Source organism: Pedobacter sp. 22226, from assembly GCF_052045455.1.
Classification (GTDB): domain Bacteria; phylum Bacteroidota; class Bacteroidia; order Sphingobacteriales; family Sphingobacteriaceae; genus Pedobacter; species Pedobacter jeongneungensis.
This window is the reverse complement of record NZ_JBQEPB010000001.1, coordinates 91619-110062: the sequence shown is the minus strand read 5'-3', so window position 1 is coordinate 110062 and position 18444 is coordinate 91619. Positions and strand designations below refer to the sequence as shown.

Annotated in this window: 12 protein-coding genes; 7 read left to right on the top strand and 5 right to left on the bottom strand. The window is 38.3% G+C overall.

Annotated features, from left to right (window positions below):
- Positions 1-135: 135 nt before the first annotated feature.
- A complete protein-coding gene (locus tag ACTJKC_RS00470) occupies positions 136-2961 on the bottom strand; it encodes a S8 family serine peptidase (RefSeq protein WP_440789319.1) in 2826 nt (941 codons plus the stop codon).
- 122 nt (positions 2962-3083) lie between these two features.
- Between ACTJKC_RS00470 and ACTJKC_RS00465 the strand changes: the two genes are divergently transcribed.
- Entirely contained in the window at positions 3084-3920 is an 837-nt protein-coding gene (locus ACTJKC_RS00465; RefSeq protein WP_440789317.1) for a M57 family metalloprotease, read from the top strand.
- A gap of 681 nt (positions 3921-4601) precedes the next feature.
- On the opposite strand, the gene ACTJKC_RS00460 is transcribed toward ACTJKC_RS00465, so the two are convergent.
- The gene (locus ACTJKC_RS00460) at positions 4602-7109 is read right to left on the bottom strand and encodes a DPP IV N-terminal domain-containing protein (protein WP_440789315.1); all 2508 of its coding nucleotides are present in this window, start codon (positions 7107-7109) and stop codon (positions 4602-4604) included.
- Positions 7110-7592: 483 nt separating this feature from the next.
- Here ACTJKC_RS00460 and ACTJKC_RS00455 point away from each other — a divergent pair, with 483 nt between their 5' ends.
- The 4 genes from ACTJKC_RS00455 to ACTJKC_RS00440 all read left to right on the top strand — a co-directional run bounded on the left by ACTJKC_RS00455 (position 7593) and on the right by ACTJKC_RS00440 (position 12295).
- The gene (locus ACTJKC_RS00455; RefSeq protein ID WP_440789313.1) at positions 7593-8867 is read left to right on the top strand and encodes an alpha/beta fold hydrolase; all 1275 of its coding nucleotides are present in this window, start codon (positions 7593-7595) and stop codon (positions 8865-8867) included.
- Between the two features lie 108 nt (positions 8868-8975).
- Positions 8976-9854 carry a polysaccharide deacetylase family protein gene (locus tag ACTJKC_RS00450; RefSeq protein ID WP_440789311.1) on the top strand — a complete coding sequence of 293 codons (879 nt, stop codon included), beginning with the start codon at positions 8976-8978 and terminating at the stop codon, positions 9852-9854.
- A 107-nt stretch (positions 9855-9961) separates the two neighbouring features.
- Positions 9962-10849 carry a polysaccharide deacetylase family protein gene (locus tag ACTJKC_RS00445; protein WP_440789309.1) on the top strand — a complete coding sequence of 296 codons (888 nt, stop codon included), beginning with the start codon at positions 9962-9964 and terminating at the stop codon, positions 10847-10849.
- A gap of 276 nt (positions 10850-11125) precedes the next feature.
- On the top strand, positions 11126-12295 hold the full coding sequence (locus ACTJKC_RS00440; RefSeq protein WP_440789307.1) for a DUF3298 domain-containing protein: 1170 nt from the start codon (positions 11126-11128) through the stop codon (positions 12293-12295).
- Between the two features lie 1187 nt (positions 12296-13482).
- On the opposite strand, the gene ACTJKC_RS00435 is transcribed toward ACTJKC_RS00440, so the two are convergent.
- From ACTJKC_RS00435 to ACTJKC_RS00425, 3 genes are all read right to left on the bottom strand, one after another.
- Positions 13483-13935, bottom strand: a complete 453-nt coding sequence (locus ACTJKC_RS00435; RefSeq protein WP_440789305.1) for a 3-oxoacyl-ACP synthase — start codon at positions 13933-13935, stop codon at positions 13483-13485.
- Between the two features lie 220 nt (positions 13936-14155).
- Positions 14156-14731 carry a nitroreductase family protein gene (locus ACTJKC_RS00430; RefSeq protein WP_440789303.1) on the bottom strand — a complete coding sequence of 192 codons (576 nt, stop codon included), beginning with the start codon at positions 14729-14731 and terminating at the stop codon, positions 14156-14158.
- 147 nt (positions 14732-14878) lie between these two features.
- On the bottom strand, positions 14879-15439 hold the full coding sequence (locus tag ACTJKC_RS00425; RefSeq protein WP_440789301.1) for a hypothetical protein: 561 nt from the start codon (positions 15437-15439) through the stop codon (positions 14879-14881).
- A 616-nt stretch (positions 15440-16055) separates the two neighbouring features.
- On the opposite strand from ACTJKC_RS00425, the gene ACTJKC_RS00420 reads away from it, so the two are divergent.
- Together ACTJKC_RS00420 and ACTJKC_RS00415 are read left to right on the top strand one after the other, a co-directional pair.
- Positions 16056-17678: an ABC-F family ATP-binding cassette domain-containing protein gene (locus tag ACTJKC_RS00420; protein WP_344850730.1), complete on the top strand. Its 1623-nt coding sequence runs from the start codon at positions 16056-16058 to the stop codon at positions 17676-17678.
- Positions 17679-17761: 83 nt separating this feature from the next.
- The gene (locus ACTJKC_RS00415; protein WP_440789298.1) at positions 17762-18424 is read left to right on the top strand and encodes a hypothetical protein; all 663 of its coding nucleotides are present in this window, start codon (positions 17762-17764) and stop codon (positions 18422-18424) included.
- Positions 18425-18444 lie beyond the last annotated feature (20 nt).

The following is an 18444-nucleotide window of genomic DNA, read 5'->3' as shown; positions in this document are numbered from 1 at the left end:
TTCCTTATTATTGGCTGTACAAATCATAATCAAAACAGCAACTAAAATCCATATCATTAATTGATACTTACGGAACCTGAGAAATAAGATTGTATCTTCTCACCTTCCAACGCTGGTTTAAATTAACCTTATTCACTATCTCTTAATCAGTTTAAATTTCTTCAACTGCTGTCCGTTTTTATTGATTACACCAACATAAATACCCGAAGAAAGTGCATTAAGCGCAAATTTATTCGAGCTTGTGGCTTTTTCTTCGAAAACCTTTTGCCCTAAAATATTAAAGATAGAAAGGCTGTAATCTTCGAATGATCCACTTAAAATGGTTAAATAATCAGTTACCGGATTGGGAAAGAAAGAGAATTGATCTGCCTTAAGGAAAACCACCGAAACGAGGTCGCTCTGCACCTGCCCGCTGGCCGTTTCGAAAATTACCCGGTAAAACTGAATGCCTTCTTTGGGTTTATCATCAAAAATGGCATAATCGAGTTGGTTTGAAATTGGTTTGGTTTGCTGTAAAACACTAAAAGTATTCGGTCCCGTCTGTTTTTCCCAGATGATGTTCTTCAGGTCCAGCGTACTGCCGATGTTCAGATCAACCCTGATGCGGTTATCATCGGCTACCGTCGCGAATAAATTCTTTACGTAACAGGCAATTCCCTGCTGCGAATAATCGATAGAATAACTTTTTAAACCTGTAAAACCTGCTCCGTTAGCTGCAACAGCAAAATACTTACCTGAAATTTTACTGATATCAATTTTGGTAATGGTATCGGTAAGGGTTAATAATGGGCTAAGCACGTTATCTGTAACATGATAAAGTGTATAATCTTTGGCCCCAGGTTGTGGATTCCAGTTAAGTACAATACCATCTTTACATACATAACCCACCTTTAAAGTGCGTGGGCTCGAAATCACAAAAGGCTGGCCTTGTATCGTATTGCCTTCAACCTCCATCCTGATGATCGCTTTCGAAAACTGATCTGGCGCAGTCCAGTTGTAAAAACCTTTACTAAGGTCAACATTCTGCGCAATTGATTTCCATGTTGCGCCATCATCGTAACTTACCGATAAATTTCCGGTTTTAGCAGAATAAGTATTCTCCCAACGGATATAATTGCCTTCATTGGCAAAAAAATATCCGTTTTGGTCAGGACTGATAAAAGAAAAAGTATTTTTAAGCTTAAATTGATAAGCCAGTGCAACTGCCTGATTGTTTCCTTGTGATATTCGGTTGCCTTTAATATGAATATTGTAAGTGCCTGCATCAGGATTATCCAGACTAACCTGTTGTGCCGTATTAATCAGATCTGCTTTACGTACCGCTGGCTTTGCAAGCGAATCTAAATCAGGATAGGTGCTTAAAACCCAAGGAAGGGTTATACTTCCGGACGGATTTTCCAGACTTAAATCCAAACCATTTACCAAACTTTGAGCGGCATTTACCGTAGCGGGGGGATCATTCCAGGTTATGGTTAATTTAACTTCGGCCACATTTGCAGGAACAGTTAAGGGCACCACCAGATCCTGATTTGTAGCTACATTATATAAAGCAACCCGGTTTTCATCCAAAGTTTTTAAAGATTGAGCCACATTTAACTTCCCATAGCCATACAAATAATCAACCTGTGGTGCTCCTAAATCTTCTGCAGCGTTAATCAAAGTTGCCCGGATGAGTGCCGCTGAAGCAGCTTTTTTATATTTCTGCTGATAAAACTGCTCCAGTAAAGCGATGGATCCGCTGGTAATCGCTGCCGAACCCGATGTTCCGTCTTCTCCCAGGGCTACAAGCTCCGGTTTTACGCGTCCGTCATAAGCCGGGCCTTTACTGCTCAAGCTTTCGGAAACATTTTCCCTGTTGATGCCGCCGATGACCAATAAATTTTTGGCCTGTTTAAAATTGCCCGTTAAATTAGCCCTGGCAGTTATGCCCTGATATAAACCAACCGATGGTGTTGATGTTCCTTTATTTCCTGCAGAAAAAACGTGGATCAGCGTATCGGTTTCAAAAATCTGTTTATCGTAGGCCGCAGCCTCCATGCCATAATCGTTATCTATATCAGTACCGTAAGAATGGTTCTGAATGCTGATTTTAAGTTTAGCCAGTTCGCTGGCTGCATCGGGCATCAGGTTCGAAAAATCAGCATAGGCAAGTTTCGCCTTAGGTGCGGTGCCCAAACCGCGGATAAAGGAATTGCCGCTTCCGAGTGCCAAAGTAGCCATAATGGTGGCGTGGGTAGTGGGCACTGAACCGGTAATGGCACCTGGTACCGTTTTTCCTAATAAATCAAGATCAGTTGCATCATACATCTGTTCTTTAAGTGAAAGGTTAATTCCTGTGCCATCAATACCAGGAAAAAGGCTGTGCGCATTCGAAATCTGATTTAAACCCAGGTCGAGGCCGTTAATAACAACTTCTTCTTTAGCTACGGGCAAAACATCAGCATATAAAATCTCTTCCTTTTCCAATAGCACCATTAAATCAGCTGGCAAAACATTAATAGTGTAAATATTATTGACTTTATCTACTGATTTTATATTTAAGGATCGGGCTATACCGGATAATGTCTCCACATTTTTTAAGGCTAACCTCACCAGAACAGAATCGTTCTTTTTACCTGCTTTATCCAGTACTTTCATCAGCCGTTCGCTTACCTTCCAGAGCGCATTAGCCTGTTGCTGATAAACCACACTATTAGAGAGGCTCGAAATGGCTGATTTTTGTACAATAAAATAATCGCCGGAAAGCCTTTTTTTAGGATTTAATGACCTGATTTCTGCAGGACTTAACACATGGTTAAATCTAACCAAAACTGGCTGATCTTCACTTAATTTTAAAGAAGTTGAAGTTTTAGAAATATATTTTTCATTTTTTTTTTCTATTCCTGCAGGTTGTATCTGTGCGTTTAAACGAAATACAGACAGACAAAAATATACAACTAAAAATACAGTGCTGACTTTCAAATATTATTTTATTATAAAATTTTGATTACATCGAATATCTTCCCTAAATTAGGATTTATTAGGTAATCCACAAACATTATTAACTAACTTATTCAATTTAAAAAAATCAAACCTAAATCAAGATGAAAACATCCCAATTTTTATCCATTGCAGCCGCATGTCTTTTATTCACTACTTTATATTCTTGTAAGAATAATAATACAGAGAATGCAGTAGAAAACAAGACTGATATTTCAGCCGACAAATTATCACAGATCAAATCATTAGGCTTTAGTACAGACAATGTCCGTAAGATAGACGAAGGATATCTGGTAGAAGGCGACATCCTTTTAACAGATGATAATTTAACTGAACCATCTGCAGGCGCAAATTTAAACATTGCCGAAACTGAGCAGTACCGAACCACAAACGTTGTTAAATCTTTACCACGTGTTGTTACAGTATCAGTTACCAATTTACCACAGGTATATAGCGATGCAGTAAACACCATGATTTCGAGATATAACTCATTGGGTTTACGCCTTACTTTCCAAAGGGCTAGTGCCGGTGCAAAAGGAAACATCGATATTGTTGGCTTTAACGAAGGTCCGAGCGGTGGTTTCATTACTTTAGGCTCATCGGGCTTCCCTACTTCATCAGGTGCGCCATATAGCCAGGTAAAAATGAACACCAACGCTGCAGCCTATGGTACAAACCCTAATTTATTGTACCTGGCATCCGTTCTTCAACACGAGGTTGGTCACTGTATTGGTTTCCGCCATACAGATTACATGAACCGTGCTTTTAGCTGTGGTTCAAGCGGTGCAGGAAACGAAGGCGCATCTAATATTGGTGCGGTAAGAATCCCTGGAACTCCTTCTGCTCCGGATGCTGCTTCATTTATGTTAGCCTGTTCTAATGGTGGTAACCGCACCTTTAATGCAAACGACGTAATTGCAATTAATTACCTGTACAAATAAGATCAAAACACCCAAGGATTACCTAAAAACCTAAGAAAAGGCCTCTCTGACGTAAAAGTCGGGAGGCTTTTTTTATGCGGCTGTTTTTTTTTAGCCACGGATTAACACGGAGGTATTTTTAAATCGTTACGTCATTCTCAACCTGATTGGGAATCTTAATGCAAAAATCATAAAATTATTAATTGTTGATTCGTGAGGACACGAACCAGGGCATTTTTTTCAGCCACGGATGCACGGATTAACACAGAGGTATTTTTAAATCGTTACGTCATTCCCAACTGATTGGGAATCTTAATGCAAAAATCATAAAATTATTAATTGTTGATTCGTGAGGACACGAACCAAGGCATTAGAATCTTAATCCAAATAGTTATAAAATTGCGAATTAACTAATGACATTAGCAGCAACTGGCATAGAGCAGACTTTGTAAGTTAGCAGTAGCGGCCAATCGGGACTATAGGCAATAGCAGGACTACCCTAACCGAAGAACTACAGTACCTTGTTTTTCAAAAAAAACATAAACGTTAAGACACTACTTAGTTTCCTGGTAGCTAAAACGGTTCGTGGAGACAAGAACCTCGGCTATCGGCATAAAAAATGGCCTGTGTTTCCACAGGCCATTATTAAACTTCTTCAAATGATCTGTGGCAACACAAACCACGGGTATTTTAAATTAATTTCTACTTCCCATTCTGCTCAATATCCCTGTCCATTTCAACCAGATCTACATCGCTTGGTTCAGAAAAATCACCGATTAAATATTTATTGAAATGATCGGCCAGTTTCCAGAAAGCATACTCCGTCATATCTCCGAAACCATGGCGCTGACCTGGAATAATCAGAAAATCGAAGCGTTTACCCGCTTTCATCAACGCGTTAGCCACACGGATTGAGTTTGCAGGATGCACGTTATTATCTACATCGCCATGCATCAGCAATAAATGTCCTTTCAGGTTTTTAGCCAGATCAGGATTTTTATCAATGCTGTATTTAAAAGAAGTATCGCCTTTTAAAGAGATCGTTTCTTTTACGCCATGGTGTTTCTCGCTCCACCAACGGTTATAAATGCTGTTATCGTGGTTACCCGCATTTGAAACCGCAGCTTTAAAGAAATCAGGATAAACCAGCATGGCGGCTGTGGACATAAAACCACCACCCGAGTGACCTGTAATGCCCACTTTAGCTTCGTCGATATACGAATATTTCGCTGCCAGTTGCTCGATCGCTGTTTTTTTATCTGCCAAGCCATAATCGCGGAGATTACCGTAACCATAAGTATGGTACCATTTAGAACGCGAAGGATTACCACCACGGTTACCCACTGTAATTACGATATAACCAAATTGTGCTAAACGCTCCGTACGGTCCATGCTTTTGCTGAATGCTTTATTTACCGCTTCAGTTTGTGGTCCTGGGTACACATACTCAATAATAGGATATTTTTTGTTCGGATCGAAATCGAAAGGTTTATACATAACCCCATATAAATCGGTAATGCCGTCATCTGCCTTCACTTTAAAGGTTTCAGGGAATTTATATCCCGCAGCCATTAATAAAGAAAGATCTGTGGTTTCAAGATCCATAATCTTTTTACCGCTTACATCATATAAAGTAGCTTTCGGCGCCGTGTTTACCCTCGAGTAATTATCAACAAAATAAGTATTGTTATCGTTCATGTTGGCCAGATGGTCAAAGTCGCCCGCATTTAACAATTTCATGTTCGAACCGTCGAAATTAATGCTGTACAAATGCAGGTAATAAGGATCTTCTTTTCCCTCACGTCCGTTGGCGGTAAAATAGAGAATGCGTTTTTTCTCATCGATATTTACAATACTCTCGCAGTGGAAAGCACCTTTGGTTATCTGGTTTTTCAATTTACCATTCTCATCAAAAAGATAAAAATGTGCCCAGCCATCGCGCTCGCTCCAGTGAATCAGTTCTTTACCGTCGTTTACCAAACCCGGACGGTTTACTTCGACATAGGTATTAAAACGTTCGTCGATGATTGGCGTAACCTTACCTGTCGCAATATCAACCGTACCAATATCAATACGTTTTAAATCGCGGCTGGTGCGCGAAAAGTAAAAACGGCTGTTGTTACCCAACCAGATGGATGGGCGGAATTCATTATCGCGGTCTTTATTTAAAGACGGTTTGCTCCAAACGGAAACACTCTGATCTTTAAAGGCGGCAACACTCAGTTTTTTGTAAGATTTTGCGGCAAAATCGAACAGTAAAACTTCATCCTGTGGTGCTTCGGCCTCTCCCGGCATCTGGTATTTATAAGTTTCCAATGTGGGGCGGCCCGGAGTAACACTGTTAATTACCCAAAGGTCTTTCACCTTACGCGAATCGGTCCGGTCCAACACAAAATATTTCGAATTTGGCGACCAAAGTACATAAGCACCACGGCGTTTTTTATTGTTCTTTTCGTTTTCTACGTTGTTTTCACCATCACCATCACTTCCGTACGAATAAAACTTAACCCCATCTTTGGTAAGCTGGTGCTCTACAATGGTGCTGTCATCTTCGTTTTTAACAGCCTTTTTATAATTCTCCTTATCCATCCAGTAAAGGTTGTAGTTACGGGAGAAGATAATGGCCGACGAATCTGGTGCTACCGAGCCCCAGGCTGGTTTAGGTTTTGGTTTGCTGAAATTTGGCAACTCGGTTAATTTAGCGGTAGCCAGTTCATATTTAAAAGAATAGATTTTTTTCTGCATAGAATCTGCAGCTTTTTTGTCTTTACGGTCTTTTTTCAGTTCATCTACACTGCTTTTGATCTCGAAAGAAATGCTTTTTTCATCTGCAGCAAATTTCAGGTTTTCGAGTGGCAGATGCTCCGCATCAAAGGGATCGCGTACAATCAGCGTAATATCTGCTGCCAGCTTCGAATTATCGAACATCACTTTTTTGCTTTTCGAAGCGGGATCTACCAGGTACCAGAATTTTCCTTTCGGACTTTCGAAAGTGTACCAGAAACGGTTACTCAATTTTAGCCAATGCGGGTCAACCGCAGTAGAATAAACCATTTTCTTTAGTTTATTTGGCGAAAATCGCGAGGCCAGCTGATAATTTGCCTTAGGTTGTGGCTGGATATTTTCGGTTATGGTAAATGTTTTGGTTTGTGCCGCTACAGTTAAGGATAAAAACTGCGCACACAACAGGAGTTTATAAAGTTTATTCATCAAAATTTGTTTGAGCTGCTAAATTATTTAATAATAGGATATTAAACAGGCTTTAATATGTAATAAAAGCGATAGTTAGCACAATTTAAATTTAATTCAAAAATAATTCACAGTGGAACATCTTATCATTATACCACAAGGCAAAAGCCTTTTGTATTATCCATTTTAAAAAGCAGGTTGAAAACTTTTTTCTATCATCGAGCTATGTTACTGTCTTTATCACATGATCAAAGGTTTCTTTCACGCGCTCTGTAATACTTTACATATCGCATTTTTCAGTAATACCTATGCTCCTCAAAATTCTAAACCTTTTTAGTATATTGCAGCTGGCTGTCGCTCAGATAAAGCACGTTGTCAATTTAATAGCTCTTGTGATGTATTATCCAAAAATTGGCAATGCATCTTCTATAGGCTTGTGCACATACAAAATATTATTTATTGATTTTTGAAACAAATTCTAACACTAAAGTTAATTGCACACAAATGAAAAAAAAACTGATCTTTAAACTTATTATTTCACTATTTTTTGCAACTATTTGTGAAGCTAAAGCACAGATTTATAACATAGTGCAGGCTGTTAATGTTGATAAATACAAAGGAAAAAATTTTAAATTAAAAGGTAAAGTTTATTATAAAGATATTTTATCTAAAAAATTTCAAGTTTTTCTGATGGCTAGATCAGGGAAGGATAATTTTTTCAATCCTTCTGATCTATCTTACAAAGCAAATGATTGGAGTAACTATGAACTCTCTGGAAAAATTAGTAAGAAGGGAGATTTCCTATATATAGGAGTTCAAGCAATTGGTACCGGTAGTTTTTACTTGGATGATTTTAAATTGTTCATTACAGATGACGTAAGTGAACAAGAAGTGCAATTAAGAAATGGCGATTTTGAGGAAAATACATTGTCTGACTGGCGCACGATTGGTTTCGATAAAGGCACAAAATTCGCATTTTCTAACAATAAGCATTTTGCTGGAAAACAATCATTATTTATAGATAATGGCGATCTAAAGGCAGCCCCAGGTTTTGGAGATAATCCTGAGTATGGAAAATACATAGAATTAAATGGAGTTAAGCTTTACTATGAAATCTACGGAAAAGGCGAACCTCTTATTTTGCTTCACGGTAATAATTTATCCATGGTCTCCTTCTCCAATCAGTTAGAAGTATTGAGTAAAAAATATATGGTTATTGGCTTAGATAGTAGGGGGCAAGGAAAATCAACACCTAATAATGAAAAACTTACCTATGAAGTTATGGCAGAAGACGTAAATACTTTGCTAGATAAACTAAATTTAAAAAAAGTAAATGTACTTGGCTGGAGCGATGGAGGAAATATTGCCTTAATTCTTGCGCTCCATCATCCTGATAAGGTAAAAAAGATGGCTATTATGGGAACTGTTTTGTATAACGATGAAACTTCTGTTGTACCGGGTATAAATCTTCAGCTCAGAAAAGAAGTTAAGGAAATGGAAGATAAAGGTATTCCCAAGTCTGATATGAATTATCGTTTAAAAATACTGCTGTTAACCGAACCACATGTAAATCCAGATTCATTAAAGAACATTAAGGCCAAAGTGCTAGTAATGGCCGGCCAGCATGATATTATAACTGAAAAACACACCAAATTAATTGCACAAAAAATACCAAACAGCAAACTCATTATTTTTAAAGGTGCAGATCATGAAGCTCCTAGTAAAATTCCAGAGATATTTAACCGAACGATTATGAATTTTTTTGAAAGTGAGAATTAAAGATAATAGTAATATCTTAAATAGGTATAAAAAATTGTTTATCTATTTTTCAACAGGTCCTTAAATAATTGCCGGATTTTATAGTTTTGTAGCCATACATCCCTGATAATGAAATATAGCTTTTTAACCATTTTAACTGCTGGTGCAATTTTATTTGCCAGCTGCCAGTCTAAGTCTCAAACCGAAAAATCTGCTGATAAGGATTCTACTACACAAACCACTAAAACAACAGCAAGCACCGCAACACCGGTTGATGTTTCTAAAATAAAAGTGGCTGACGCCAAAACCATCCTGGCCAGAAAACAGGTACCTATCTTATGTTATCACCAAGTAAGAAACTGGAAACCAACTGATGGAAAAGTAGGAAAGGATTATATTGTAGAAATTCAGAATTTTAAAGACCAGATGAAAATGCTGGCCGATAGCGGTTACCACACCATTTTGCCCGATCAGCTTTATGCTTACCTAAACACAGGTGCTGCCTTGCCGAGCAAACCCATTATGCTAACTTTTGATGATACCGACATGGACCAGTTTACCGTTGTACGCCCAACTTTAGAAAAACTGGGTTATAAAGCGGTATATTTTATCATGACGGTTTCGATAGGCAAAAAAGGGAAATTTGTTGATTATATGACCAGAGAGCAGATTAAACAGCTTTCTGATGAAGGCAACATCATTGGCAGCCATACTTACGACCATAAAAATTTTAAAAAATATGCCGGTAAAGATTGGGAAGAACAGTTGGATAAACCAACCAAAAAACTGGAAGAAATTACAGGCAAAACAATGACCGAATTTGCCTATCCTTTTGGTTTATGGAACGCTGAAGGCATCCCTGAGCTGAAAAAACGTGGTTTCAGAATGGCGTACCAGCTATCAACCAAACGCGACGAAAAGGATCCGTTGTTCACCATCCGAAGAATTATTGCCAGCGGTTACTGGTCGCCAAAAACATTAAGCAACAGCATTAAAAATAGCTTTTAAGCAAATCAATCCCGACAAACGTCGGGATTTTCTTGTTTAATAGCAGCTAAAAAAGACTTTATCCTTTCTGAAAACGCTGTATCTTTGATCAAATAAATATTAAAAAATTGAATCCACATTTAAAACCAGCTGCCCATACCCTGTTATCAATCCTGTTTCTAGGTTCATTTTCACTGGCTTGTTCGGGCAATAAGCAAAAGGAAAAAACGGCTGTTAGCAGCACCAGCGGACAACAGGTTAAAACAGATTCTACGAATACAAAACCTGCTGATAATAAAACCATTATGGCCCGCAGGGAGGTTCCTGTACTTTGCTACCACCAGATCAGGAACAACATTGCAAGCGATAGTAAAAGGGCACACGATGATATTATCGCCCCGGATAAATTCCGCGAACACATTAAAATGCTGGCCGATAGCGGCTACCACACCATCCAGCCCGATGATTTATACAATTACCTGGTCTATGGGGCTAAATTGCCCGAAAAACCAATCATCATCAGTTTTGATGATACCGACGAAGATCAGTTTACCGTTGGCAACAGCACATTAAAAAAATATGGCTTTAAGGGCGTTTATTTTATCATGACAGTTTCGATTGGCAGAAAAGGCCGGATTAATTATATGACCAAAGAGCAGATTAAACAATTATCAGACGAAGGAAATACCATTGCCAGCCATACCTACGACCATAAGAACTTTGCTCAATTTACAGATGCCGACTGGACTACCCAAATTGATGAACCCACCAAAAAACTGGAGCAGATTACCGGAAAAAAAGTAGAATACTTTGCATTTCCATACGGCGTTTTCAAATCATCTACCTTACATAAGTTAAAAGAGCATGGTTTTAAGGCAGCTTTTATCCTGTCTACAGCAAGGGATGAAAACTATCCGCTTTATACCATCAGAAGAATTATTGACCCGGGAAGATACACTGCCAAAAACCTTTATTACAGCATTAACAAGAGCTTTAATAAAACAAAATCCAGGTAGAGGGGTTAATTAAGGGAAGTTGAAGGAGAAGTTTGAATGTTGAAAGAGGAGTTTGAATGTTGAAAGGTTTGAAGACAAGTTTGAATGTTGAATGTTGAATGTTGAATTGTTGAATGTTGAAAGGTTTGAATGTTGGAAAGGTTAATGCAACCTGCCTTTAAAACTTTCCAACTTTATAACGCTATAACTTTCCAACTTTATAACACTAAATCTTCCAACCTTATAACACTAAACCTCCCAACTTCACCACGCTATAACCCCTACATACCAGCCCTTATGAAATACTCTTTTTTATTATGCCTTTTCGGAATAGCGATACTCTCAGCCTGTAACAGCCCTAAAAACGGGAATAATAATACCGTAAAAACTGATAGTACCGCAAAGGTAAAAACAGAACTTACCGGGCATTTTTATAAGAGACTAGAAGGCACCATTGCGGGTAAAAAAGTAGTAATGCACTTGCAAAAGGTCAATGATGACGTAAGTGGTTCTTATTATTACGATGGCTCATGGCTTAACCTCTCAACCGATACTTTAATCGGGAAAGACAGCATTGTACTTACCGAATACAGTTATTACGAATCGTATTTTACACAAGATTTTAAATCGCCGCATCTGGCCTTAAAGTGGAATGGAAACGGTTTTAACGGCACATGGGAAAGCGGAGATAAAGCCAAAAAATTCCCGATTGTGCTTACAGAAAAATATCCTGATGGAAGTTATCAGTTCAATGCAGGCATTTACGACGATTCGGTTAAGGCTTTTGCCAACCAGCCTAAATCGCCGTCTGCACAAATCAGTTTTGAATACCTCGAAAGCAAAAATACCGACGAATCCAGTACCTGGTTAAATACACAGCTTAAAAAAATGTTAGGATTAGGTTCACAGGTGGCCCTTACAACCGGTTTTAAAAATATAGCCGCCGGTTATTTTAAAGATTACAAAGCACAGGCTGCCGAACAATCTAAAAACGGTCGCGATGATGATTTTCAGGCCTGGCTAAATTACACCAACAACAGTCAGCAATCAGTAAGCTATAACGATAATGGTTACGTAGTAATCGATTTCCTGGCCGATGCCTATACTGGCGGTGCCCATGGCAATTACAGCAGTGTAATGTACTGCCTTGATGTAAAGAACAAAAAACAAATGGTGCTTGGCGACATTGTCAAGATAGATTCGAATACTTTACAAGGTATTTTAGAACGCAATCTCCGTAAAGAATATAACATCAAGGCTAAAGATGCTTTAAGCTCGGTGCTTTTCGATGATTTTATAAAACCGAATAATAATTTCTACTTCAACAACAATGGAATTGCTTTTATGTACAATCCTTACGAAGTAGCCAGTTACGCCCAGGGACAGATTGTCGTATTTATACCTTACGCAGATTTAAAAACTTATTTAGTCCCTGCTTTCGCAAAACGGATGGGGATAATTTTGTAAGTTAGTTTATTGGTTGATTAGTCATTGGTTAATTGGTTAACTGTTGAAAGGGTTAACCGGTTAATTGTTTGAATTGGTTAACTGTTCAAAACTTCCCGCTAGTTAGGATTTCTAATCCCGACTTATGAACTAAGGATTTTTAATCCTTCGATAGATAACTTTAACGGTTGAAATTGGTTAAGCGATTTTCTTTTAAAACCGGTTAACTGACTCCAAACTTCCAGTTAGTTGGGATTTCTAATCCCGACTTATGAACTAAGGATTTTTAATCCTTTGATAGATACTTTAACTGTTGAAATTGATTAAGCGATTAATTATTTAACTGGTTAACTGACTCCAAACTTCCAGTTAGTTGGGATTTGTAATCCCGACTTATGAACTAAAGATTTTTAATCCTTCGATAGATAACTTTAACTGTTGAAATTGATTAAGCGATTAATTATTTAATCGGTTAACTGACTCCAAACTTCCCGTTAGTTGGGATTTCTAATCCCGACTTATGAGCTAAGGATTTTTAATCCTTCGATAGAAAACTTTAACTGTTGAAATTGATTAAGCGATTAATTATTTAAACCGGTTAAACTTCCAGTTAGTTGGGATTTGTAATCCCGACTTATGAGCTAAGGATTTTTAATCCTTTGATAGAAAACTTTAACTGTTGAAATTGATGAAGCGATTTTCTTTTAAAAGCGGTTAACTAGACTCAAAACTCCAGCCTCCTAACTCCCAACTAAATCAACTATTGATCAACTGCTAACTGCCATCATAATCCTACCCACTGCAAACATAAAACTATCTACTGCAAACATAAAACTATCTACTGCAAACATAAACCTACCTACCCCTTTGATAGAGTTGCGAACTGCCGTGATAAACCTACCGATGGAAAGTATATATCTATTAACTGCAAGTTCAAACCTATCGATGGAAAGTATAAACCTGTCGACTGCAAAGATAAACCTACGACCTGACGCGATAATGTTATCGTTGGAAAGTTTATAACTGTCTACTGCAAGTTCACAACTTTCGATGGCGCCGGTAATATTGCCATGCGCAAACTACATTCTGGCAACTGCAAGTATAAACCTACTCACTGCAAGTATAAACCTGGCCACTGCAAGTATAGATCTGGTTACTGCAAGTATAGATCTGTTAACTGCAAATTGTAAACTACCAGCTGAAAACTTTTATAATATCTCTTTTACAGTATATTCTTTACCATTAAACTTGAAACTTTCGTTTTTGGCCTTTCCGATCAAAACCTTACCTATAGGAGAAGCTTGCGACACGGCAAAAAATTTCTGTCCACCCGTATTTAATTCCCCTGCACTAATGCTGATGTAAAAATTACCTTCGGAGGTTAGCACCACGCTCCCGTTTTTAACAACCTGATCCGATTCTACATTTTCGATCTGCTGTAATGCAATTTTCTGTTGCCCCGCTTCATAAAGCAGTTTATTATTGCGATCCATTTCCTGTTGCATCATTTCCCGCGTGGTTTCATATTTATCGCCCGCACTGCTTTTTGTGTCGTCGTTTGAGGCCTGCCTCGCCTGTTGCAGCGAATATTCGATATTTTCAATCCTGTTTTGGATAAAAGTTAAGCAAAGCTGGTATAGTGTAGATTTTAATGTAGACATAGAGGTGATGGATGATGTAAGATGGACGATGTAAGATGTAAGATGGGTGATGGAAAATGGTTGATGGTCCATAGTATAATAGCCTTGAACTATCAAACCATAACACGATTGATGACTCAGAATTCCGGACCAATGACCAATGACCAATGACTAATGACTCCAGACTAATGACCAATGACTAATGACTCCGGACTGATGACTATGGACTAATAACTCAAACCTACCCCTCTATCCACTTCACTTTTTCGCTCATTGGCGTACGGTTGGGTGCCCAGGGTTTTTCGTTATGATAGCCCATATAGAATAAGCCGATGCACTTTTCATGCTCACCCAGACCTAAAAAATCACCCAGGTCGTTAATTAAAGGAGGCGAACTCCAATAAGCGCCAACCTGTAAACTTTCGGCTGTTAGGGCCATGTTCTGTACCGCGCACGATACTGCTGCCAACTCCTCCCACTCTGGTATTTTACCGCTTAACTGCATATTAATGGCAATAATGCAATCAGCCTGACTTGTTTTCTCGGCAAAGCTATCGTACTTTTTCTGCAAAAACTGCTGCGGATTCACCAATGCCTTGTATAACCGGCCCAGTTCTTCGCCCAGTTTAGCCAATCCGGCTTTCCTGATCACCACGAAGCGCCAGGGCTGGGTTAATTTATGTGTTGGGGCATAATTGGCCGTTTCTAAAATCTGATTAATAACCTCAACCGGAATTTCTTTTTTAATATAGCTTGCAGGAAATATACTGCGACGTTCTTTTATAACTTTTGAGATGGTTTCGTATATAGTACTCATTCGGTAAAAATAGCTAAAAGCTGAAAGACTAATGCCGAAAGAGAAAGACAAATTCGATATATCCTGAAAGATTTGACGCTATGTTAACTGATAACTGTAAATTGGTCATTAATCATTGGTTTATTAGTAACTGTTAACTGATAACGGCTAACTGCCAACTGAAAACTGTTTCCTGATCTGTTTCACCTTTGAAAAAAAGCCAATGCTTTCCCTATCAACCAGAAAATCCATGGTTTGCAGCAGTTCTTCCTTAATCCAGCTGTGCTTTACATTTAAATTCGCCAGGATATTAAGGCAGTGTGATTTTATGGCCACAGGTATTTTTTCATCGATGAGCCAGGCGAAAACAACCTCTGCCAGATGATCGGTATTGTAATCAGAAATGATCTTTTTAACAGATTCATGAGCATTTTTCTTGGTCATAAAGGCCAGGATTTTAACATAATGCCTCAGTGCCGATAAATTATGTTGTTGTGGCAGCTTATCTAAAAAATAAAGCGCATGAGGCAAAAAGCGAAGCTGGTGAGCTGTATATACATTCTCTAAAATCCACGCTGCCCTGAAACCAATCTGTTCATCATGGTAAAAACTTAAATCGATTAATTCTTTTACCGAAAAAGTATCTTTAGAAGCAATAGCAGCCAGTTTTTCTACTTTGCTTTTTTGAAGTGTGGTTTTAATGGTTTCGAGCAAGAGATCGTTTTGCATAGGACTAAAATAAATATTTTACCTTAAAGTACATTGAGATAAATCGTCACGAGGCTGTATCATAAATGTAATTCAATCGAATTTGTCACGTTGAGCCTGTCGAAACGCTTTTTAAGAGATTTAAAACAGATCCTTCGACAAGCTCAGGATGACAAATCTATATTTATGGAGACGGCCTCATCTGATTGGGAACCAAGAAGTGCCATCTAACATAATCTAAATGTGATATACAGCTTGCTTTAAGATTCCCAGATGCACTGGTTTTTAAGCCATTGAACAAAAGCACCAACCACTATCAATAAACCTAATTGAACGGAAATAATTTAAAATTGCATTAACCCCAATATACTATCTGAGGCACGAAGCATCTGCAGCTATGAAACAGATGCTTCGTGCCTCAGCATGACAGAAGTTTTTTTTAAAAGATTGAAGTGAAAGCGGGACTGCCTAACCCACAAAACACCAACCCCTCCATTTCCTAATCTTCAAACCTTCTAACCGTTAAACATTTCAACTTTTAAACCTTCCAGCCTTTCAACAATAAAACACCAAACCATCAAACAACTTCCTACCCTCAACCTTTTTCCCTATCTTTGCGCCTTATTTCAATTACAGCATGATTTCAGTTTCTAATTTATCATTACGATACGGCAAACGCACATTATTTGAAGATGTTAACCTAAAATTTACCCAGGGCAACTGCTATGGCGTAATCGGGGCTAACGGTGCAGGTAAATCTACTTTCCTGAAAATATTATCGGGAGAAGTTAACCAGACTTCTGGTAGCGTGGCTTTTACTCCAGGCGAAAGAATGGCGGTTTTAAAACAAAACCACTACGAATTTGATGAGTTTTCGGTATTAGAAACCGTAATGATTGGCCATAAAGAGCTTTATGCCATCATGAAAGAGAAAGATGCCATTTACATGAAAGAAGATTTCTCAGAGAAAGACGGCGAACGTGCGGGAGAACTGGAAAATCTTTTTGCTGAAATGGACGGCTGGAACATGGAAAGCAATGCCGCAACCATGTTGAGCAATTTGGGCATTACCGAAGACAACCATTATAAATTGTTAAAGGAACTGGATAACACCCAAAAAGTACGTGTGTTATTGGCGCAGGCCCTTTTCGGTAATCCGGATATTTTGTTGTTGGATGAGCCTACCAACGATTTGGACATCGAAACGATTGCCTGGCTGGAAAACTTTTTGGCCGATTACCAGAATATTGTATTGGTGGTAAGTCACGACAGGCACTTTTTAGATGCCGTTTGTACCCACATTGTGGATATCGACTTTGCTAAAATGAGTATTTACACCGGTAATTATACGTTCTGGTACGAATCGAGTCAGCTGGCCTTAAAACAACGCAGCGACCAGAATAAAAAACTGGAAGATAAGGTGAAGGAGCTTCAGGAGTTTATCCGCCGTTTTAGTGCGAATGCTTCGAAATCAAAACAGGCAACTTCACGTAAGAAAGCTTTGGATAAGATCGATATTACCGAAATTAAAGCTTCGAGCAGAAAATATCCTGCAATTATTTTTAACAATACAGGCCGTGAGGCTGGCGACCAGATTTTACAGGTAGAAAACCTGGGTAAAACCGGAAATGACGGAATCTTATTTGATAAAGTTACTTTCATGGTAAATAAAGGCGATAAAATTGCTATTTTATCTCAGAACAGTTTGGCTACCGCAGCGTTTTACGATGTATTAACCGGTAGAGATACTGACCATAAAGGAGAATTTAAATGGGGTGTTACCATCAGCACTGCAGATATTCCGAACGATAACTCTGAATACTTTGCCGGTAAAGATGAAAACCTGGTGGATTGGTTACGTGAATATTCGGGAACGGATGCTGATGAGCAATTTGTTCGCAGTTTCTTAGGTCGTATGTTATTCTCAGGTGAAGAAGTACTTAAAAACGTAAAAGTGCTTTCAGGAGGCGAAAAAATGCGTTGTATGTTCTCCAGAATGATGTTGCAGCAAGCCAACTTATTGATGTTTGATGAGCCAACCAATCACCTGGATCTGGAATCGATCGAGGCATTAAACAATGGCATGAAAGACTTTAAGGGTGCAATATTGTTTACCTCACGAGATCACCAGTTAACAGAAACGGTTGCCAACCGCATTATCGAAATTACACCAAAAGGTACCATTGATAAGTTAATGACTTACGATGAGTATATTAACAGCAGTGATGTAGCCAAACTCCGCGAAGAGATGTATGCTTAACTAACCACATTGCTATATGAATTATTAAAAGAGTTTTGATATTACGTCAAAACTCTTTTTCTTTATAAACAAAACCTAAAATTGTGAAAAAACTTACGCTGCTCCTCTCCTTCTTTATTCCTTTATTTGCTTCTGCACAAAAAAGCGATTCAACCAGTACCGAATACAAAATTATACGTGGTGGTTTTATCGAGCACAGTACCGAATTAAAATCGAAACGTTACATCAAAAACGGTTTATCTGAAATTAAAGGCGGGCGAAAAAAAGTTGCCTCAGGTGCCTACAAAGATGGGGAGCGGATTGGTAGATGGTATTTTTTCAAATTTGCTGATAGCGCAATTGTAGATCAGATTTACAATTATAGCACTCACGAAGTGGAAACCAGCAATGTTCCTGAAAATACCACTTATGAAATTGAAGGGTCTGAAACCAGCAAAAATATAACCTATCCCTGTAAAATTGGCGGTTTTGACTATGGTATGCATTTTTTGACAAAAGAGTTTAAAATACCGGGTGAATTGAAATCTTTAAATGGCAGGCATGATGTATTCTTAATATTTACTATTGATAGTGCAGGTAAATTAGAAAACTACGAGCAAAAAATAGCATCTACATCTTATAATAGCAGTAAAACGGTAGATCTTGCCAAATTCAAGCCAGATGATTTAACTTTTATACCTGCGAAAGTAAACGGGGTTGCTGTAAAAAGTAAACTGATTTTAAAAAAAAGTATTACAATAAATTAACCCGATATCTCAATTCTCAG

Bases quoted from the DNA above. Each gene is read 5' to 3' on its own strand.
- ACTJKC_RS00465 (WP_440789317.1), top strand. From the start codon at position 3,084: ATGAAAACATCCCAATTTTTATCCATTGCAGCCGCATGTCTTTTATTC.
- ACTJKC_RS00460 (WP_440789315.1), bottom strand. From the start codon at position 7,109: ATGAATAAACTTTATAAACTCCTGTTGTGTGCGCAGTTTTTATCCTTA.
- ACTJKC_RS00455 (WP_440789313.1), top strand. From the start codon at position 7,593: ATGAAAAAAAAACTGATCTTTAAACTTATTATTTCACTATTTTTTGCA.
- ACTJKC_RS00450 (WP_440789311.1), top strand. From the start codon at position 8,976: ATGAAATATAGCTTTTTAACCATTTTAACTGCTGGTGCAATTTTATTT.
- ACTJKC_RS00440 (WP_440789307.1), top strand. From the start codon at position 11,126: ATGAAATACTCTTTTTTATTATGCCTTTTCGGAATAGCGATACTCTCA.
- ACTJKC_RS00435 (WP_440789305.1), bottom strand. From the start codon at position 13,935: ATGTCTACATTAAAATCTACACTATACCAGCTTTGCTTAACTTTTATC.
- ACTJKC_RS00430 (WP_440789303.1), bottom strand. From the start codon at position 14,731: ATGAGTACTATATACGAAACCATCTCAAAAGTTATAAAAGAACGTCGC.
- ACTJKC_RS00425 (WP_440789301.1), bottom strand. From the start codon at position 15,439: ATGCAAAACGATCTCTTGCTCGAAACCATTAAAACCACACTTCAAAAA.
- ACTJKC_RS00420 (WP_344850730.1), top strand. From the start codon at position 16,056: ATGATTTCAGTTTCTAATTTATCATTACGATACGGCAAACGCACATTA.